Here is a 17,115-nt window from a genome sequence, read left to right on the forward strand (position 1 = left end):
CCTAGGCTGAGGACGACCGAGGAGGCCCCCATGTCCGATCCCGTCTACGACTGCGGCCGTCGTCGGTGCCGGCATCGCCGGCATGAACGCGCTCGCCGTCGGCAGCAGCTACCTCGAGGCGACCGATCGGGTGCTCCTCATCGACCGGCGACATCGCGCCGGCGGGATGTGGGTCGACACCTATCCGTATGTCCGGCTGCACCAACCCCACCCGTTCTTCACCGCAGGAGACATCGGTTGGCAGAGCGGAGAGGACCGCGCGCACCTCGCCACCAAGCACGAGGTGCTCGACCACTTCATCCATTGCCTCGAGGTAGTGCGCGGCAGGGTGCAGCTCGACGAGTGGCATGACACGGACTACGTCTCGCACGACGCGAGCAACGGCACCGTCGAGATCACCACCCGGACCGAGGACGGCCGGGTCCGCATCGCCCGGGCCCGGCGATTGGTGAAGGCCACGGGCCTCGACATCCGCACCTTGGACCCCCTGCAGGTCTCGAGCACCAGCGTCCACTCCGTCTCCCCGGACTCCTGCGACGTCCGCTCCGGTGACATCGCCGACAGCAACGCACCGGTGTGGATCATCGGCGGCGGCAAGACCGCGATGGACACCGCCTGTGCGCTCATCGCCGGCAACCCGGCGCGCGAGGTCAACATGCTGGTGGGGACCGGGACCTTCTTCTTCGAGCGCGACCGTGCGTTTCCCACCGGCGCCAAGCGCTACGTCGGCGGCCAGCGCGGCTTCACGGTGTTCCGCGACTGGGCCGACCGGTTCGACGGCACCAACGAGACCGAGGTCATGCGCTGGTTCCCGGACGCTCAGGGGATCGCGGTCACCCCGACCGTCGAGCACTTCCTCTTCGGCCTGCTGTCCCGCGCCGAGGCGGAGACGATCCGGAACGGGCTGACCCACCCGGTGATGGACCACCTCACGGACGTCGTCGACGGTGACGGCAGCGTCGAGATGAGCCTGCGCAGTGGTGCCACCCGTCAGATCGAGGAGGGTTCGTGGTTGGTCAACTGCACCGGCTACATCCTCGGCCGCGAACCCCTGACCTATGAGCCCTACACGTCTGCCGACGGACGGGTCGCCACGATCACCCCGACCTCCAGCATCATGTGGCTCACCTCCATGGACAGCTACTTCGCCACCCACCTCCTCATGCTCGACAAGCTCGCCACGGTCCCCCTGTACGAGCTGGACGCGGACAGCCCGGCTCGCCAGAACCGCGACGCCCGGGCCTGTGCGATGACGGCCGTCTCCATGTACAACCAGTGCGTCCTGTTCGACCACGTCCCCCGCGAGGTGTTCACCCGCAACGGCCTTGACTTCGAGAAGTGGTTCCCCGCCCACCGGCAGCTGCTGTCGAACCCGGAGTTCATGAAGTGCCGCAAGGAGCTGCGCGCACACACGGGCGCGGCCCTCGATCGTGTGCAGGCACGGTTCGACGTGCGCTGCGGCCCGGTGCGGCAGCCCGCGACCGTCGCCTGACCTCCGGGCCGCGGCGTACGCTCGAACGCATGTGCCGCAACATCCGCCCGCTCAACAACTTCCAGCCGCCGGCGACGCGTGACGAGGTGACGGCTGCCGCGCTGCAGTACGTCCGCAAGGTCGCCGGCACGACCAAGCCGTCGCAGGCCAACGAGGCCGTGTTCTACGAGGCCGTGAAGGAGATCGCGCACCTCACACAGCACCTCCTCGACGACTCCGGTGACCACCGCTCCGCCGAAGAACCGCGACGTCGAGGCCGAGAAGGCCGGGGCTCGCGCCCAGCTGCGCTACGGCACGTGACGACGACCGAGGCCGCGTCCGGCCTGCTCGAGGTCCTCGACCTCCTCGCCGGTCGCGAGCTCGTTGTCCTGACCGGCGCCGGGCTGTCCACCGACTCCGGCATCCCCGACTACCGCGGTCCGGGTGCGCCGACGCGCACGCCGATGACCTTCCGGGGAGTTCGTCTCGGGGCCGGTGGCGCGGCAGCGCTACTGGGCGCGCAGCCACCTCGGCTGGGCCCGGATGGGCGTGGCCGTCCCCAACGCAGGGCACCACGCACTCGCCGAGATCGACCCCGCGCTGTTGATCACGCAGAACGTCGACGGCCTCCACGAGGAGGCCGGATCGCGCCGTCTCGTCGCACTCCACGGCCGGGTCGCCGACATCGTGTGTCTGGCCTGTCGCCGTACGTCGAGGCGCGAGAGCCTGCAGACCCGGGCTGGACGAGCTGAACGCGGACTGGATGGCGCGGCACGGGCACGCGGCGATGCGCCCCGACGGCGACGTCGACCTCGACGCGACCGCCGACTTCGTGGTCGCGGACTGCGAGGAGTGCGGCGGCGCACTCAAGCCGGACGTGGTGTTCTTCGGCGAGAACGTGCCGGCCGCGCGGGTCGCACGCTGCTACGACGCGGTCGATGCGCTGGGGGTCGACGGTGCGTTGCTCGTCGCCGGCTCGTCACTGGCCGTGATGAGCGGCCTGCGCTTCGTCAAGCGCGCGGCCCGGGCTGGCACGCCGGTCGTGATCGTCAACCGCGGTGTGACGCGCGGCGACGACCTCGCGGCCTACAAGCTCGAGATCGGTGTGGGCGACTTCCTCGGCGCGCTCGCTCAGAGGCGGCGGACGAAGACGTGATCGGCGGCGTCGGCGAAGACCTCGGCGGTCTCCCCGCCGGAGCCGATCAGGATGCCCTCGGCCGTGGTGACGACCGTGATGGTCTTGTCGGGCAGCGCGCCGACGCGACGCAGGGCGCTCATCAGCTCCTCGTCCTTCTGCATCTCCTCGGAGATGCGGCGCACGTGCACGCGCGACTCCTCGGGACCGGCGACGGCCGACAGCGGCTCGACGTCCTGCATGAAGCCCTCGCCCGGGTCGGTCTCGCCGAGCTCGTGGAGGCCGGGGATCGGGTTGCCGTAGGGCGACTCGGTCGGGTGGCCGAGCAGCTCGACGAGGCGGCGCTCGACCGTCTCCGACATGACGTGCTCCCAGCGGCACGCCTCGGCGTGCACGAGCTCCCAGTCGAGGCCGATGACGTCGGTCAGCAGGCGCTCGGCGAGCCGGTGCTTGCGCATCACGCGGGTGGCGAGCCGCATGCCCTCCTCGGTCAGCTCGAGGTGGCGATCGCCCTCGACCGTGACGAGTCCGTCGCGCTCCATCCGCGCCACCGTCTGCGAGACGGTCGGCCCGCTCTGGTGCAGGCGCTCGGCGATGCGGGCGCGCAGCGGGACGATGTCCTCCTCCACCAGCTCGTAGATGGTGCGGAGGTACATCTCGGTGGTGTCGATCAGGTCGCTCACCGGGCCATTCTTACCCATCGGCATTGGCAGGGCTTGATCGGTCGGGCACAGTGGCGAAGCGTGAACGACATCTCCGAGCAGCTCCTGATCCCCCGCCGCTTCTGCGGACCGCCCGACTCTGGAAACGGCGGCTGGACCGCGGGTGCGCTGGCGACCCACCTGACCAGCAGCTGCCCCGACAACAGAGCCTCCGAGTGGCCGACGATCGAGGTCTCGCTGCGCCAGCCACCGCCGCTCGACTCGCCGATGTCGCTCACCGAGGAGGACGGCGTCACGAGCGCGAGCTTCGGCGGCGCGGTGATCGCGAGCGCCCGGCTGGTCGAGTCCGAGCTCCGTGACGTCGATCCGGTGACCGCGGACGAGGCGAAGGCCGCCGAGGCGACATACGCCGGTCACACGTTCCACCCGTTCCCGACCTGCTTCGCGTGCGGCACCGGTCGAGAGCAGGGCGACGGGCTGCGGATCTTCCCCGGCGTCGTCAGTGGCGAGCGGGTGGCGGCGACCCGGCGGCCGGACCGGAGCCCGGTCGAGGACTTCCACACGTACGTCGACGAGTCGGCCCGCGCGTCGGTCGCCACCACTCGGGCGGCGCTCGACTGCGTCGGCGGCTGGGCAGGCGACCTGACCGAGCGGTTGATGGTGCTCGGGCGGATGACGACCCGGGTCGACACGCTGCCGGTGATCGGCGAGGAGCACGTCGTCGTGGGCGCGAGCCGCGGCAGCGAGGGCCGCAAGACCTTCACGTCATCCACGCTCTACGACGCCGACGGACGGGTGGTGGCGAGCGCGGAGCACGTCTGGATCGCGGTCGACCCGGCGGCCTTCGGCGGTGTCTCACCGTCTCAGGCAGAATAGGGATATGAACGTTCCAAATGCCGACCAGCACTGGTGGCGCGACGCCGTCATCTACCAGTCTACGTCCGCTCGTTCGCGGACGCCGACGGAGACGGCATCGGCGACCCGGCCGGCATCACCGCGCGCCTGCCCTACCTCCGCGATCTCGGTGTCGACGCGCTCTGGATCACGCCGTTCTACACGTCGCCGCAGCACGACCACGGCTACGACGTGTCCGACTACTGCGACGTCGACCCGCTCTTCGGCACCCTCGCCGACGCGGACGCGCTGATCGCCCGGGCCCACGAGCTGGACCTGCGGGTGATCGTCGACCTCGTGCCCAACCACTCGTCGTCCGAGCACGAGTGGTTCAAGGCGGCCCCCGGCGGCCGAGCCCGGTTCACCCGAGCGCGCGCGCTACATGTTCCGCACGGGCCTTTCGGGTGGCGAGGCGCCCCCCAACAACTGGGCGTCGGTCTTCGGCGGCCCGGCGTGGACGCGAGTCGGTGACACCGACCAGTGGTACCTCCACCTCTTCGACACCACGCAGCCCGACTTCGACTGGCGCAATCCCGAGGTCGGCGACCTGTTCGAGGACGTGCTGCGCTTCTGGCTGGACCGTGGCGTCGACGGCTTCCGTGTCGACGTCGCGCACGGCATGTTCAAGGACGCCTCGCTGCGCGACCAGGGTGCTGCCGGAGGGCACGAGCGCTACCTCGGGCCAGTCAACACCGACCACTCGATGGTCAGCCGTGATCTCAAGGACGAACCGATGTGGGACCAGCCCGAGGTCCACGACGTCTACCGCCGCTGGGCCAAGGTGCTCGACGAGTACGGCCCCGATCGGATGGCCGTCGCCGAGGCGTGGACCCAGACGCCGGAGTCGATGGCGGCGTTCGTGCGCCCCGACGAGCTGGACCCGGGCATTCAACTTCGCGTGGCTGCTCGCGGACTGGTCGGCGGAGGCGTTCGCCGAGGTCATCACCGGCACCCCGGCCGCGGTCGCCCCCGTCGGCTCGGCTCCGACGTGGGTGCTCTCCAACCACGACGTCGTGCGCCACACCACCCGCTACGGCGGCGGCGCGATCGGCTCGGCCCGGGCGCGTGCCGCGACCCTGACGATGCTGGCGCTGCCCGGCGCCTCCTACCTCTACCGGGGCGAGGAGCTGGGTCTCGAGCAGGTCGACGTGCCACCCGCGGCCCGCCGGGACCCGTCGTGGTTCCGCACCGGCGAGGTCGGGCGCGACGGCTGCCGGGTGCCGATGCCCCGGGGCGGTGACGCTGCGCCGTACGCCTTCGGACCGGGCGACTCCCAGCCGTGGCTGCCCCAGCCCGCGGACTGGGCGCCGCTCACCGCGGAGGCGCAGAGCGGGCGCGCTGGTTCGACGCTGGAGTTCTACCGTACGGCGCTCGCCGCTCGCCGAGACGTGCTCGCCGGCGTCGGGGACGGCGTCGAGATGGTGGCCGGTCTGGGCAGCGACGTGCTCGCGTTCCGCCGCGGCGACGTGACGGTGGTGCTCAACTGCGAGCAGCGGCCGGTGCCGTTGCCGGCCGGCGAGGTGCTGCTCGCGAGCGGTCCGGTCACGGGCGAGCTGCCCGCGAACACGGCGGTCTGGCTGCGCTGACGCGGCTCAGAAGTCGTCGAGGCTGGTGTTGTAGCGACAGAGGGTCGCGACGAAGGCCTCCAACTCGTCGTCCGACCAGTCCTCGAGCCGGCGCCCCCGGGCCTCGCGGCGTTCGTTGGCGAGGTCGGCCATCCGCGCGCGGCCCTCCTCCGTCGGGCTGACGACCCGTGGCACGCCCGTCGTCGGGGTCGCGCTCCTTGGCCGCGAGCCCGAAGTCGACGAGGGTCTGGACGTGCCGGCTGACGGCGCCCTTGTCGAGGTGGAACGCCTCGACAACGGCCGAGGCGCGGACGGTTCCCTGCTCGATCATGTGGGCGAGGATCAGGTAGCCGGCCGGGCTCAGGTCGTGGTGGATGGTCCGCGCGTTCGGCGACGACCCGCCGCACCCGGCGGATGAGCCGCGACAGCTCGACCTCGAGGTCGAGGATCGTCCGCTCGCGGTCGGCCCCGGTCACAGGTCGACGGTCGCTTCGGGCGCGGCAGCAGCGATCTCGTCGTCGCGGAGCACGGTCGTGCGCATCGGCTTCTCCTCGATGAAGAGCAACAGCAGCAGGGAGAGTATGGCGAACGGCAGCGCGATCAGGAACAGGTGTCCGGTCGCCTCGCCGAAGGCGTGCTCGAAGACCTGTCGCACGGGCGGCGACAGGGTGTCCGTGGTCGGGGATGCCGTGGGAGTCGGCGCCGAGCGCGGAGGCCGGGATCGTGCCGGCCTTCACGAGCGCGGTCAGGCCGGTGCGGACGTGGTCGGAGACCCGGTGGCTCAGGGCCGCGCCGAGTGCCGCGACGCCGGCGGAGCCGCCCATGGAGCGGAAGAACGCGACCGGGCTTGAGCCGGAACCGAGGTCGGCCGCGGCGACGCTGTTCTGCACGGCGAGGACGGTGTTCTGCATCGTTGCACCGAGGCCGAGACCGAGGATCGCCATGTAGCCGCCGACGACCACGAGGTGGGTGGTGTCGTCGATGGTCGAGAGCAGCGCCGGGCCGACGATCACGAAGACCATGCCGCCGATGAGGAAGTTCTTCCACCTGCCGGTCGCGGTGATGAGCCGGCCACTGATGATGCTCGAGACGAGCAGGCCGCCGACCATGCAGATCGACATCAGGCCGGCCGTCGTCGGCGACATGCCGCGGGCGAGCTGGAAGTACTGCGAGAGGTAGACGGTCGCGCCGAACATGGCCACCCCGATCAGCACCGAGGCTCCGGTGGCGAGGCTGGTCGTCCGGTCCTTGAACAGGCGCAGCGGGATGATCGGGTCCTTGGCGACGTACTCCTCGACGACGACCGCGCCGACGATCACGGCCGGGCCGGCGACGACGAGGCCGATGCTGGTGGTGGAGCCCCAGGCAGAACTGGTTGCCGGCGAGCGACACCCAGACGAGGAGCAACGAGACGCCACCCATCAGCAGCGTGGCGCCGAGGTAGTCGATGTGGACCTCGCGCTTGATCACCGGCAGGTGCAGCGTTTTCTGGAGCACCACGAAGGCGAGCAGCGCGACCGGGAGACCGGCGTAGAAGCACCAGCGCCAGCCGACGGAATCGACGAGCAGACCGCCGACGAGCGGGCCGCTGACGGTGGCGAGGGCGAACACCGCGCCGATGTAGCCGCTGTAGCGACCGCGCTCCCGCGGCGAGACCATCGTCGCGATCACGACTCGGACCAGTGCGGTCAGGCCACCGACGCCGAGCCCCCGGATCGCGCGGGCGCCGATCAGCACCTCCATCGAGGGCGCGAGGCCGGCGATGACGGAGCCGATCGAGAAGATGACGAGAGCGCTCTGGACGAGAAGCTTCTTGGAGAACTGGTCCGCGAGCTTGCCCCAGATCGGCGTGGTCGCGGTCATGGTCAGCAGGGTCGCGACGACCACCCGTGTGTATCCGGTCTGGCTGCCCTCGAGGTCGGTCACGATCGCCGGCAAGGCGTTGGACACGACGGTGCTGGAGAGCATCGCGACGAACATCGCGAGCAACAGGCCGCTGAGTGCTTCCATCACCTCGCGGTGGGTCATCTGGCCGGACTGCTCGGCGGTGGCCGGTGACGCGGGTGCTGAGGCGGTCGACACGGAAGCTCGATTCATGGTGGTCATAAGGTTGTCAATGACAACTATATTCCCAGAGGGGCAATGTTCCGCTCCCTCGGCGCGGTGGGCTCCGTCACGCGCATCGACGCACCGCACCATGCAGCGACCCGCAGGCCTGCCCCAGTGAAGGGGCGATCCGGGGGATGAAATCCGGGGCCTGCGGGTCGGGTGACTGCTTGGAATTCGCCGGCGCTGTCGTCGACGACGGTTTGCTGCCTAGCGGGCAGCCACCTCACTCATCCGAAAAGACTTCATTTCTCGGACCACCTCCTTTCCGTGTGCTGCAACCGTACGCCGCGGCCCACGACTGCTCAACGCATTTGTTCGCGCCATTTCACCCTCCCCCAACAGCCTTCCGCGCGGCCCGGTGAAGTTCCACTCGCACGAGTGGAAGTTCAGGGCTCGATCGGCGCTCCCACGCTCAACCCCAGATGGATTTCCACTCGCACGAGTGGAAATCCATCTCCCCGGATGTCGCGGCTCCCGTCCGGGAGCACGGTTCGTACGGCGAACTACGCAGCCGCCGCAGCGAACTGCGAGCGGTAGAGCCGGGCGTAGGCGCCGTCCGCCGCGAGCAGCGAGTCGTGGTTGCCCTGCTCGACGATCGCGCCGTCCTCCAACACCGGGATCAAGTCGGCGTCGCGGATCGTGGAGAGCCGGTGGGCGATCACGAACGAGGTCCGGTCGGTGCGCAGGGCGGCCATCGCCTGCTGCAGCAGCAGCTCGGTGCGGGTGTCGACCGACGACGTGGCCTCGTCCGGGATCAGCAGGTCCGGCGCGGCCGGGAAGGCTCGCGCGATGGTGATGAGCTGACGCTCCCCGCCGACAGGTTGGCCCCCTCCTCGTCGATCACGGTGTCGTAGCCGTCGGGCAACGAGTGGACGAAGCGGTCCACGAACGTCGCCCGGGCGGCACGCAGGATCTCCTCCTCCGAGGCGGACGGGCGGCCGTAGGCGATGTTGTCGCGGATGGTGCCGGCGAACAGCCGGGTGTCCCGGAGCACCATGCCGATCTGCGAGCGCAGCGCCGAGCGCGGCATCGAGGCGATGTCGACGCCGTCGAGGGTGATCCGGCCCCCGTCGAGCTCGTAGAAGCGCTCCACGAGATTGACCGGGGGTCGTCTTGCCGGCCCCGGTCGGGCCGACGATGGCGACGGTCTGGCCGGGGTGCGCGACGAGCGACAGCCCGGCGATGAGCGGGCGGTCTGCGACGTACGAGAAAGAGACGTCCTCGAAGCGCACCTCGCCGTGACGCGAAGCGGCTGGGGCCGGAGCGCCCGTCGCCTCGGGCGACTGCTCCACCGCGTCGAGCAGCTCGAAGACCCGCTCGGCCGACGCGACGCCCGACTGCATCAGGTTCATCATCGAGGCGACCCGGGTCAGCGGCTGGGTGAACTGGCGGGAGTACTGGATGAATGCCTGCACCTCACCGAGGGACATGGTGCCGCTGGCGACCCGCAGGCCACCGAGGACCGCGATCACGACGTAGTTGAGGTTGCCCACCAGCATCATGATCGGCATGATCAGTCCGCTCACGAACTGGGCACCGAAAGACGCCTTCCACAGCTCGTCGTTCTCCTCCGCGAAGACCCGCTCGGCCTCGCCCCGGCGGCCGTAGACCTTGACCAGCGCGTGCCCGGAGAAGGTCTCCTCGATGTGCGCGTTGAGGCGGCCGGTACGGCGCCACTGCGCGACGAACATGCCCTGCGAGCGCTTCATCACCTGCCCGGTCACGACCATCGAGATGGGCACCGTGATCAGCGCGACGAGCGCCAGCACCGGCGAGATCCAGAACATCATCGACAGCACGCGCGACGACCGTGAGCACGGAGGTGAGCAGCTGGCTCAGCGTCTGCTGGAGGGTCTGGCTGACGTTGTCGATGTCGTTGGTGACCCGGCTGAGCAGCTCGCCGCGCGGCTGGCGGTCGAAATAGCTCAGCGGCAGCGCTTGACCTTCTCCTCGACCTCGTCGCGCATCTGGCGCACGGTCCCCTGCACCACGTCATTGAGGAGGTAGCCCGCGATCCAAAGGCGATCACCGACGCCCCGACATACAGGGCCAGCACAGCCAGCAACACCCGGCCGACGGCGTCGAAGTCGATGCCCCGGCCGGGCACGAGGGCCATGCCGGCCACCGGGTCGGCCTTCTTGTCGTTGCCCCGGGAGCGCAACAGCTCGACGACCTCGGCCTTGGTCAGGCCGGCAGGCAGGTCGCCACCGATCAGGCCGTTGAAGATCAGGTCGGTCGCGCGCCCGAGCACCCGCGGCCCGACCGCGTTGGCGAGCACACTGACGACGGTGAGCGCGATGACCGCGATCGTCTTGATCCGGTACGGCGCCATGCGCGCCATCAGTCGCTTGATGGACGGTCCGAAGGTGTTGGCCTTCCCGCCGACCATGCCGCCGGCCATCGGGCCGCGACCGGGGCCGCCGGCCGGGGCCCGGATGCGCTCTGTCTCCTTCAGGTCGGTGGCCGCGAGCTCGGCGGACGTGGGCTTCGGAGGCTGCTGCGACGTCGTGGTGGTGCTCATGCTGCTTCCTCTGCGGTGAGCTGGGACTCGACGATCTCGCGATAGGTCTCGCAGGTGTCGACGAGCTCCTCGTGGGTGCCGCGACCGACGACGCCGCCGTCGTCGAGGACGACGATCACGTCGGCATCACGGATGGTGGACACGCGTTGGGCGACGATCACGACGGTGGCCTCGCGGGTCACCGGCTTCAGCGCCGCTCGCAGCCGCGCGTCGGTGGTCAGGTCGAGGGCCGAGAACGAGTCGTCGAACAGGTAGATCTCGGGCCTGCGGATGACGGCCCGCGCGATCGCGAGCCGCTGGCGCTGGCCGCCGGAGAAGTTGGTGCCGCCCCGGGCGACGGCCGACTGCAGGCCGTCAGGCAGCTCCTCGACGAAGTTGCGTGCCTGCGCGATCTCGAGCGCGTCCCACATCTGCTCCTCGGTCGCATCGGGCAGGCCGTGCCGCAGGTTGCTGGCGATGGTGCCGCTGAAGAGGAACGCCTTCTGCGGGACCGGAGCCGAGCGTCGACCAGAGCAGCTCGGGCTTGAGTGCGCGTACGTCGACGCCGTCCACGAGCACGCGGCCGTCGGTCACGTCGAAGAGCCGCGGCACGAGGTTGATCAGTGTCGTCTTGCCGGCGCCCGTGGAGCCGATGATCGCGACGGTCTGACCCGGTCGGGCGGCGAGGTCGACATTGCGCAGGACCGGTTCGTCGGCGCCGGGGTAGGCGTAGGTCACGTCGTCGAGCACGAGGGTGCCGCGCTCGGTGAGGGTGGTGACGGGGTCGACGGCCGGAACGACGCCCGACTCGGTGTCGAGCACCTCCATGATCCGGTCGGCACACACGGCCGACCCGGGGATCATCATCATCATGAAGGTCCCCATCATCACGCTCATGATGATCTGCATCAGGTAGGACAAGTAGGCGGTCAGGGCACCGACCTGCATCTCGCCCGTCTCCACCCGGTGCCCGCCGAACCACAGCACCGCGACCGAGGCGACGTTGGCCACCAGCATCACCACCGGGAACATCCCTGCCTGCCAGCGACCGGCCCGGATCGAGACCCGGGTGAGGTCCCGGTTGGCCCGGCTGAACCGCTCCGTCTCGTGCTCCTCGCGGACGAACGCGCGCACCACGCGGATGCCGGTGATCTGCTCACGCAGCAGGCGGTTGACCTCGTCGATCTTCTCCTGCATCACCCGGAAGCTCGGCACCATGCGAGTGACGATGAAGCCGATCAGGCCGCCGAGGACCGGCACCGTGACCACGATCAGCCACGACAGGCCGACGTCCTCGCGCGTCGCCATCACGATCGCGCCCACCATCATGATCGGCGCCGACACCATCATGGTGAAGCCCAGCAGCACCAGCATCTGCACCTGCTGGACATCGTTGGTCTCGCGCGTGATCAGCGACGGGGCGCCGAAGTGGTTGACCTCACGGGCCGAGAACGAGGCCGACCCGCGCGAAGATCTGGGCCCGGACGTCGCGACCGAAGCCCATCGCCGTACGCGCCGCGAACCAGACGGCGACCACCGAGCACGCGGCCTGCGCGAGCGAGATCGCGAGCATCAGGGAGCCGCGCTGCATGATGAAGTCGGTGTCGCCGGTGACGACACCCTTGTCGATGATCTCGGCGTTGATGCTCGGGAGGTAGAGCATCGCGAGCGTGCCGATGAGCTGGAGCACCACGATGATCGCGATCGGTCCCTTGTAGGGCGCGAGGCGGGTGCGGACGAGGCGGAGCAGCATCAGGAATCCTTGCTGTGCAGGCCGTCGAGGACGGTGCTGACGATCTCGTCGGTCGTGAGGATGCGACCGTCCGAGAGGTGCGGATGGCTGCCGGAGAAGGTCAGCAGCCGGGTGATGTGGACGAACTCGGAGACGGGTACGGCGAGCTCGTCGGCGTGCGGAGCGAGCAGGCCGACCATGATCGCGGCGGCCTCCTCGCGGTGATGGTGCATGTGCTTGCGTGCGCTGGGCGGGCCGACCATGCCGACCGCCGTCATCAGCTCGAAGATGCCGCGGAAGCGGATCTGGAGCAGGGTCACGACGTCGGAGACCAGTGCCCGCAGAGGCTGGTCGGGATCGATCCGGCGCAGGTCGTCGAGGAAGGGCGCCATGTCGAAGGCGTGGTCGAGCGCCGCGGAGACCAGGTCGCCCTTGGAGTCGAAGACCCGGAAGATCGTGCCCTCGGCCACGCCCGCGGCCTCGGCGATCTGCCCGGACGTGACGGTCCGACCGTGCTCGAGGAGCAGCGGCACGGTCGCCTCGACGAGGGCGAGCCGCCGGTCGTCGGGCGACATGGGAGTGGCTCGGGTCTTCACGCCCGCAACTGTAGTGAGTGAGCGCTCACTCACCAACTCCTTTTACGGAGCCAGCCGCTGGATCCGCCAGCCCGCGCCGTCGCGCTCGTAGACGAGCCGGTCGTGCATCCGCCCCGGGCGCCCCTGCCAGAACTCCACCGTCTCCGGCTCGACCCGGTAGCCGCCCCAGTGATCGGGCACCGGGACGTCGCGCCCCTCGAACCGCCTGACCATCTCGTCGTACGCCGCATTGAGCTCTTCACGCGACGCGACGGGCCGTGACTGCAGGCTGGCCCACGCGCCGAGCTGGGCAGGTCGTGGCCGCGAGCGGTGGTAGGCCTCGACCGCCTCGCGCTCGAGCACCGAGGCGGTCCCCTCGATGCGCACCTGCCGCTCGAGCGGGTGCCACGGGAAGAGCAGCGCGCACTGCGGGTTGGCGGCCGGGTCGTCGGCCTTGCGCGAGGTGTGGTTGGTGAAGAGCACGAAGCCGCGCTCGTCGAGCCCCTTCAGCAGCACCATCCGCGACGACGGACGGGCATCGTCACCGACCGTGCTGAGCACCATCGCGTTGGGCTCGTGCAGCCCGGCGTCCATCGCCTCGCCCAGCCAGCGCCGGAACATCGAGAACGGATCGTCGGCCGGGTCACCGACGTCGAGCCCGCCATCGGCGTACTCCGCACGAAGCGCAGCGAGGTCGACGGGCTCGCCGTGCGAACGGCTCATCCCAGCTCGGCGAAGCCGCGGGCCCGGGCGCCCGAGTCGTCGAGGTGGTCGCCGAGCCGGGCCAGCGCGACGCCGACACGGGCGAGCGTCTCGCCGATCTGGTCCATCGCCTCGGCGAGCCTGCCGAGCTGTTCGGTGGCACCGCTCATCTCCTCCGCCGCGCTCGCCAGCCGTGACGCCGGCCCGTCCATCAGCGGCACCTTGGCCGCAGACTCGGCCGCGTCGGCGATGCGCGCGGCGCCGTTGCCGATCGAGGTCACGATCTTGGCCGGGGCATCGCTGGAGTCGGCGAGCGTGCCCTTGAGCCCGGAGCTGCCGTCGTCGCCGACGAGCGAGACGGAGGCCGTCCTCGCCTGCTCCCCCGCGCCCGCCGGGCCGGAGGCGATCTTCTCGAGGTAGTCGGGCAACCGGCCCAGCATCGCGAGCGATTCCTTGTTGTTGGTGAGCAGCTGGAGGAGGTCGGCGAAGTCGCCGCCCTGTCCGTCGAGCTTGCCGAGCATCGATCCCAGGTCCATGACCGAACCCTAATGGGCCTCGGTGATGACCCGGTCGAAAGACGGGTGCACAATTAGTCGGCTCGCGAGCACGTTAGGGGCGAGCCCTACGCCATACGCAAAGGAGCGTCTGCCGCATGACTGAGGTCCACCACGGGCTCGAGGGAGTCGTCGCTTTCGAAACTGAGATCGCCGAGCCGGACAAGGAAGGATCGGCGCTTCGCTACCGCGGCGTCGACATCGAGGACATCGTCGGCCGCGTGCCGTTCGAGAACATCTGGGGCCTGTTGATCGACGGCTCCTACACCCCCGGCCTGCCGCCGGCCGAGGCCTTCAGCCTCCCCGTCCACACGGGCGACGTGCGCGTCGACGTCCGGGCCACGATCGCGATGCTCGCGCCCCAGTTCGGCTTCGGCCAGACCTACGACATCTCCGACGAGCAGGCCCGCGAGGACCTCGCCCGCGTCGCCGTCATGGTGCTGTCCTACGCCGGCCAGTCGGCCCGCGACCTGCACCTGCCCGTCGTCCCGCAGCGCCTCGTCGACGAGGGCTCGACGCTCGCGGAGAAGTTCCTCATCCGCTGGCGCGGTGAGGCCGACCCCCACCACGCCCACGCGATCGACGCCTACTGGTCCTCCGCCGCCGAGCACGGCATGAACGCCTCGACGTTCACCGCGCGCGTCATCACCTCGACCGGCGCCGACGTGGCGGCCGCCTTCTCCGGTGCCATCGGTGCCATGAGCGGCCCGCTTCACGGCGGCGCCCCGGCCCGGGTGCTCACGATGATCGAGGACGTCGAGAAGTCCGGCGACGCCACGGCCTACGTCAAGGGTCTCCTCGACTCCGGCGAGCGGCTGATGGGCTTCGGCCACCGCGTCTACCGCGCCGAGGACCCTCGCGCGCGTCCTGCGCCGTACGGCGAAGGAGCTGAACGCTCCTCGCTACGCCGTCGCCGAGGCCCCGGAGCAGGCCGCGCTCAAGGAGCTGCGCGAGCGTCGTCCCGACCGCGTGCTCGAGACGAACGTCGAGTTCTGGGCCGCCATCGTGCTCGACTTCGCCGAGGTGCCGGCCAACATGTTCACCTCGATGTTCACCTGCGCCCGCACGGGTGGCTGGTCGGCACACATCCCGGGAGCAGAAGCGCACCGGTCGCCTGATCCGCCCGTCCGCGATCTACACCGGCCCGGCCTCGCGCCCGGCCAGCGAGGTCGACGGCTGGAACGCCGACTGGGCCAAGTAGCCCGCAGGCTCGCACGACAGCGGTACTTCACGGTCACGTCGTGGCGGTGAGGTACCGCTGTCCATTTCGCTGCTTTACTTCCACCAACTCGACGCAAAGGTGGAACCCATGTCCGGCGCCCTCAGCAATGCGAAGCAGGTCGTCGAGGACTCCCTCGTCGCCTCCCTCAAGGCCACGGCCGGCAGCGTCCTGCAGACCGCCGTGAAGGGCACGATCTTCGGCGCGGTCCTGATCGCGGTCGTCGGCACGATGGTCTACCTGCTGTCGGACTCGTGGCTGCGGGTGCTGCTGATGGCGGTGCTGATCACCATCGCCACCGCGATCGCGTCCACCTACCTCGGCGTCTACCGCGCGGCCGGCGCCGCGATCATCGCCGCCAACGACGAGGCCAACGTCGCCTCGCACGCCCTCGAGGGCGTGCTCGACGTGGCCCGCGGCGCGGACCGGGTGACCGGCGGCATCGGCGGCAACGCCATCGACGCCGCGTCCGGCCGCGTGATCGGCGCCGCCAAGGTGCTGGGCAAGGAGCGCTCCGGCGTCCTCGGCTTCGTCAGCAAGTTCGCCAAGAAGCAGGTCTACCAGCGCGTGGGCGCGATCGCCGCCGTCGAGCTGGAGACCACGGGCAACCAGGTCGACTGGGACGCCACCAGCGACCGGCTCGAGAACAGGATCGACGGCATGGTCTCCGCCCAGATCCGGGGCGCGCTCGACCGGGGCGCACTGATCGTCGCCGTCCCGATCGCCGTCGGCGCGCTGGCGCTCGGCCCGGTCGTCGGGCTGCTCTAGGAAACGGCCGCGCGCTCGACGTACCAGCTCGTCTGCGCCATGGCCCCGGCCTTGCTCAGCGAGATGTGCATGTGGTCGCGGTGGCGCAGCGTCTTCGAGCAGGTCTTGCGCGAGCGGCAGGAGCCGTTGAGGTAGTTGCGCGGCTCGAAGCCGTCCCACGCGGAGTAGATCTTGTCGTTCCAGATGACGTACATGATCCCCATCCGTCGCGCGAGCGCGTCGGTGTCGCCGAGCTCGTCGTCGGCGAAGGCCTCGGTGATGAAGGCCCGGGCGGTCGCCTCGTCGTCGATGCTGGTCGCATCCAGCGTCCAGTCGAACGCGCGCCCGTCCTTGTGCTCGGAGCGGCCACCGGCGCGACAGCTGCGCAGCGTCCCGCCGTGCGCGCCACCGCGCGCGGAGAGCCACTGGCCGAGCGCGACGGTGCCGGGCTTGTCGGTGGTCGAGCACGACTTCTGCGGCTGGTAGGTCGCATAGCCGTCGACCGGCATGACGTACCTCGCCTGCGTGGGCGGGGTCGTCAGGCACGACAGCAACGCCGCCGTCACCAGCACCACGAGTCCCTTGCGCACGGCAGGAGGTTAGAGGTGCCGGTGGGATTGCGGGGGCGATTGGGGCAAAATGTCACTCGAACGTCGGCGTGTCGGCTGGACACGCCGGGAGCGACTTCCCGAGGCACAGGTTGAGCGGCGCGTCGCGGTAGTGGCCGAAGCCCGCGATCTCGGTGTAGCCCACCGACTCGTAGAGCCCGATCGCCTCCGGCTGCATGAGCCCCGTCTCGAGGATCATCGCCTCGGCCCCAGCCGCGCGCGCGGTCTCCTCGAGGTGCGCCAGCATCCGCCGCGCCAGCCCGAGGCCACGCGCGGCTGGCACGACGTACATCCTCTTGATCTCGGCCGTGTGGGTGGTGCCGGCGAAGACGACGTCCGTACGCCGACGCCACGCACCGGAAACGACCGGGACACCGTCGAGGTGGCCGACGAAGAACGCGCCCCGGGGCGAGACGAACTCGGTGTGGTCGATGGGCGACTCGTCGCGTCCGCCGTAGCGGACGACGTACTCCTCCTGCACCTGATCGATCAGGGCCTGCGCGTCGGGGATCACCGATCGGGACCTGCCTGAGGTCGACGCTCCCTGAGACGCAGGCATCACTCATGGTGGCATCGTATGAGAGGCTGGCGCCGCTGACAGCGTCGTCAGGTTTCCTCTCCGCACGACTCCGGGAAAGGCAC

General features: G+C 70.0%; 13 protein-coding genes and 8 pseudogenes. 9 read left to right on the top strand and 12 right to left on the bottom strand.

From position 1 onward, the window contains the following. The first annotated feature begins 37 nt into the window (after positions 1–37). The 4 genes and pseudogenes from LP418_RS07635 (at position 38) to LP418_RS07650 (ending at position 2,627) form a co-directional block, all read left to right on the top strand. Entirely contained in the window at positions 38–1,492 is a 1,455-nt protein-coding gene (locus tag LP418_RS07635) for an FAD-dependent oxidoreductase (RefSeq protein WP_257956937.1), read from the top strand. A gap of 29 nt (positions 1,493–1,521) precedes the next feature. Continuing rightward, positions 1,522–1,692: pseudogene (locus LP418_RS07640) on the top strand (DUF2277 domain-containing protein); the annotation flags it as partial. A gap of 322 nt (positions 1,693–2,014) precedes the next feature. Beyond that, positions 2,015–2,152: pseudogene (locus LP418_RS07645) on the top strand (Sir2 family NAD-dependent protein deacetylase); the annotation flags it as partial. Positions 2,153–2,234: 82 nt separating this feature from the next. After that, positions 2,235–2,627 carry a Sir2 family NAD-dependent protein deacetylase gene (locus LP418_RS07650; protein ID WP_257955863.1) on the top strand — a complete coding sequence of 131 codons (393 nt, stop codon included), beginning with the start codon at positions 2,235–2,237 and terminating at the stop codon, positions 2,625–2,627. Here the strand turns inward: LP418_RS07650 and LP418_RS07655 are convergent. Beyond that, the gene (locus LP418_RS07655) at positions 2,603–3,289 is read right to left on the bottom strand and encodes a metal-dependent transcriptional regulator (protein ID WP_257955864.1); all 687 of its coding nucleotides are present in this window, start codon (positions 3,287–3,289) and stop codon (positions 2,603–2,605) included. The two genes, LP418_RS07650 and LP418_RS07655, sit on opposite strands and share 25 nt — an antisense overlap. A 60-nt stretch (positions 3,290–3,349) precedes the next feature. On the opposite strand from LP418_RS07655, the gene LP418_RS07660 reads away from it, so the two are divergent. Together LP418_RS07660 and LP418_RS32805 are read left to right on the top strand one after the other, a co-directional pair. Next, complete coding sequence (locus LP418_RS07660; protein WP_257957315.1) at positions 3,350–4,144, top strand: hypothetical protein; 795 nt, start codon at positions 3,350–3,352, stop codon at positions 4,142–4,144. Positions 4,145–4,148: 4 nt separating this feature from the next. Further along, positions 4,149–5,748, top strand: a pseudogene (locus LP418_RS32805) (glycoside hydrolase family 13 protein). On the opposite strand, the gene LP418_RS32810 reads toward LP418_RS32805, so the two are convergent. Continuing rightward, positions 5,705–6,058 carry a MarR family transcriptional regulator gene (locus LP418_RS32810; protein ID WP_442940144.1) on the bottom strand — a complete coding sequence of 118 codons (354 nt, stop codon included), beginning with the start codon at positions 6,056–6,058 and terminating at the stop codon, positions 5,705–5,707. The pseudogene LP418_RS32805 and the gene LP418_RS32810 overlap by 44 nt on opposite strands. On the opposite strand from LP418_RS32810, the gene LP418_RS07675 reads away from it, so the two are divergent. Continuing rightward, positions 5,981–6,145 carry a hypothetical protein gene (locus LP418_RS07675; RefSeq protein WP_257955866.1) on the top strand — a complete coding sequence of 55 codons (165 nt, stop codon included), beginning with the start codon at positions 5,981–5,983 and terminating at the stop codon, positions 6,143–6,145. The two genes, LP418_RS32810 and LP418_RS07675, sit on opposite strands and share 78 nt — an antisense overlap. Positions 6,146–6,199: 54 nt before the next feature. Here LP418_RS07675 and LP418_RS07680 read toward each other — a convergent pair whose 3' ends face one another. The 8 genes and pseudogenes from LP418_RS07680 to LP418_RS07715 form a co-directional block, all read right to left on the bottom strand. Next, positions 6,200–6,382, bottom strand: a complete 183-nt coding sequence (locus LP418_RS07680) for a hypothetical protein (protein WP_257955867.1) — start codon at positions 6,380–6,382, stop codon at positions 6,200–6,202. Between the two features lie 211 nt (positions 6,383–6,593). Then, positions 6,594–7,145: pseudogene (locus LP418_RS07685) on the bottom strand (MFS transporter); the annotation flags it as partial. Between the two features lie 16 nt (positions 7,146–7,161). Then, positions 7,162–7,926, bottom strand: a pseudogene (locus LP418_RS07690) (MFS transporter); the annotation flags it as partial. A gap of 413 nt (positions 7,927–8,339) precedes the next feature. Continuing rightward, positions 8,340–10,357 (bottom strand): annotated as a pseudogene (locus LP418_RS07695) (ABC transporter ATP-binding protein). Then, positions 10,354–12,089 (bottom strand): annotated as a pseudogene (locus LP418_RS07700) (ABC transporter ATP-binding protein). Before LP418_RS07700 ends, LP418_RS07695 begins: the two co-directional pseudogenes overlap by 4 nt. Then, entirely contained in the window at positions 12,089–12,664 is a 576-nt protein-coding gene (locus LP418_RS07705; RefSeq protein WP_257955868.1) for a TetR/AcrR family transcriptional regulator, read from the bottom strand. Before LP418_RS07705 ends, LP418_RS07700 begins: the two are co-directional and overlap by 1 nt. 42 nt (positions 12,665–12,706) lie before the next feature. Next, the gene (gene pdxH, locus LP418_RS07710) at positions 12,707–13,366 is read right to left on the bottom strand and encodes a pyridoxamine 5'-phosphate oxidase (RefSeq protein ID WP_257955869.1); all 660 of its coding nucleotides are present in this window, start codon (positions 13,364–13,366) and stop codon (positions 12,707–12,709) included. Further along, positions 13,363–13,881 carry a hypothetical protein gene (locus LP418_RS07715; RefSeq protein ID WP_257955870.1) on the bottom strand — a complete coding sequence of 173 codons (519 nt, stop codon included), beginning with the start codon at positions 13,879–13,881 and terminating at the stop codon, positions 13,363–13,365. The genes pdxH and LP418_RS07715 overlap by 4 nt, the downstream gene beginning before the upstream one ends. A 116-nt stretch (positions 13,882–13,997) precedes the next feature. Between LP418_RS07715 and LP418_RS07720 the strand changes: the two are divergent. Both LP418_RS07720 and LP418_RS07725 read left to right on the top strand, forming a co-directional pair. After that, positions 13,998–15,150 (top strand): annotated as a pseudogene (locus tag LP418_RS07720) (citrate synthase 2). Positions 15,151–15,208: 58 nt separating this feature from the next. Further along, complete coding sequence (locus tag LP418_RS07725) at positions 15,209–15,886, top strand: hypothetical protein (RefSeq protein WP_257955871.1); 678 nt, start codon at positions 15,209–15,211, stop codon at positions 15,884–15,886. Here the strand turns inward: LP418_RS07725 and LP418_RS07730 are convergent. Then, on the bottom strand, positions 15,883–16,455 hold the full coding sequence (locus LP418_RS07730; protein WP_257955872.1) for a hypothetical protein: 573 nt from the start codon (positions 16,453–16,455) through the stop codon (positions 15,883–15,885). The two genes, LP418_RS07725 and LP418_RS07730, sit on opposite strands and share 4 nt — an antisense overlap. Before the next feature lie 52 nt (positions 16,456–16,507). Beyond that, positions 16,508–16,987 (bottom strand): GNAT family N-acetyltransferase, encoded by a 480-nt coding sequence (locus LP418_RS07735; RefSeq protein ID WP_257955873.1) that lies wholly within the window; start codon positions 16,985–16,987, stop codon positions 16,508–16,510. Positions 16,988–17,115 lie beyond the last annotated feature (128 nt).

The sequence above is a fragment of the Nocardioides sp. B-3 genome, assembly GCF_024703895.1.
GTDB lineage: Bacteria > Actinomycetota > Actinomycetes > Propionibacteriales > Nocardioidaceae > Nocardioides.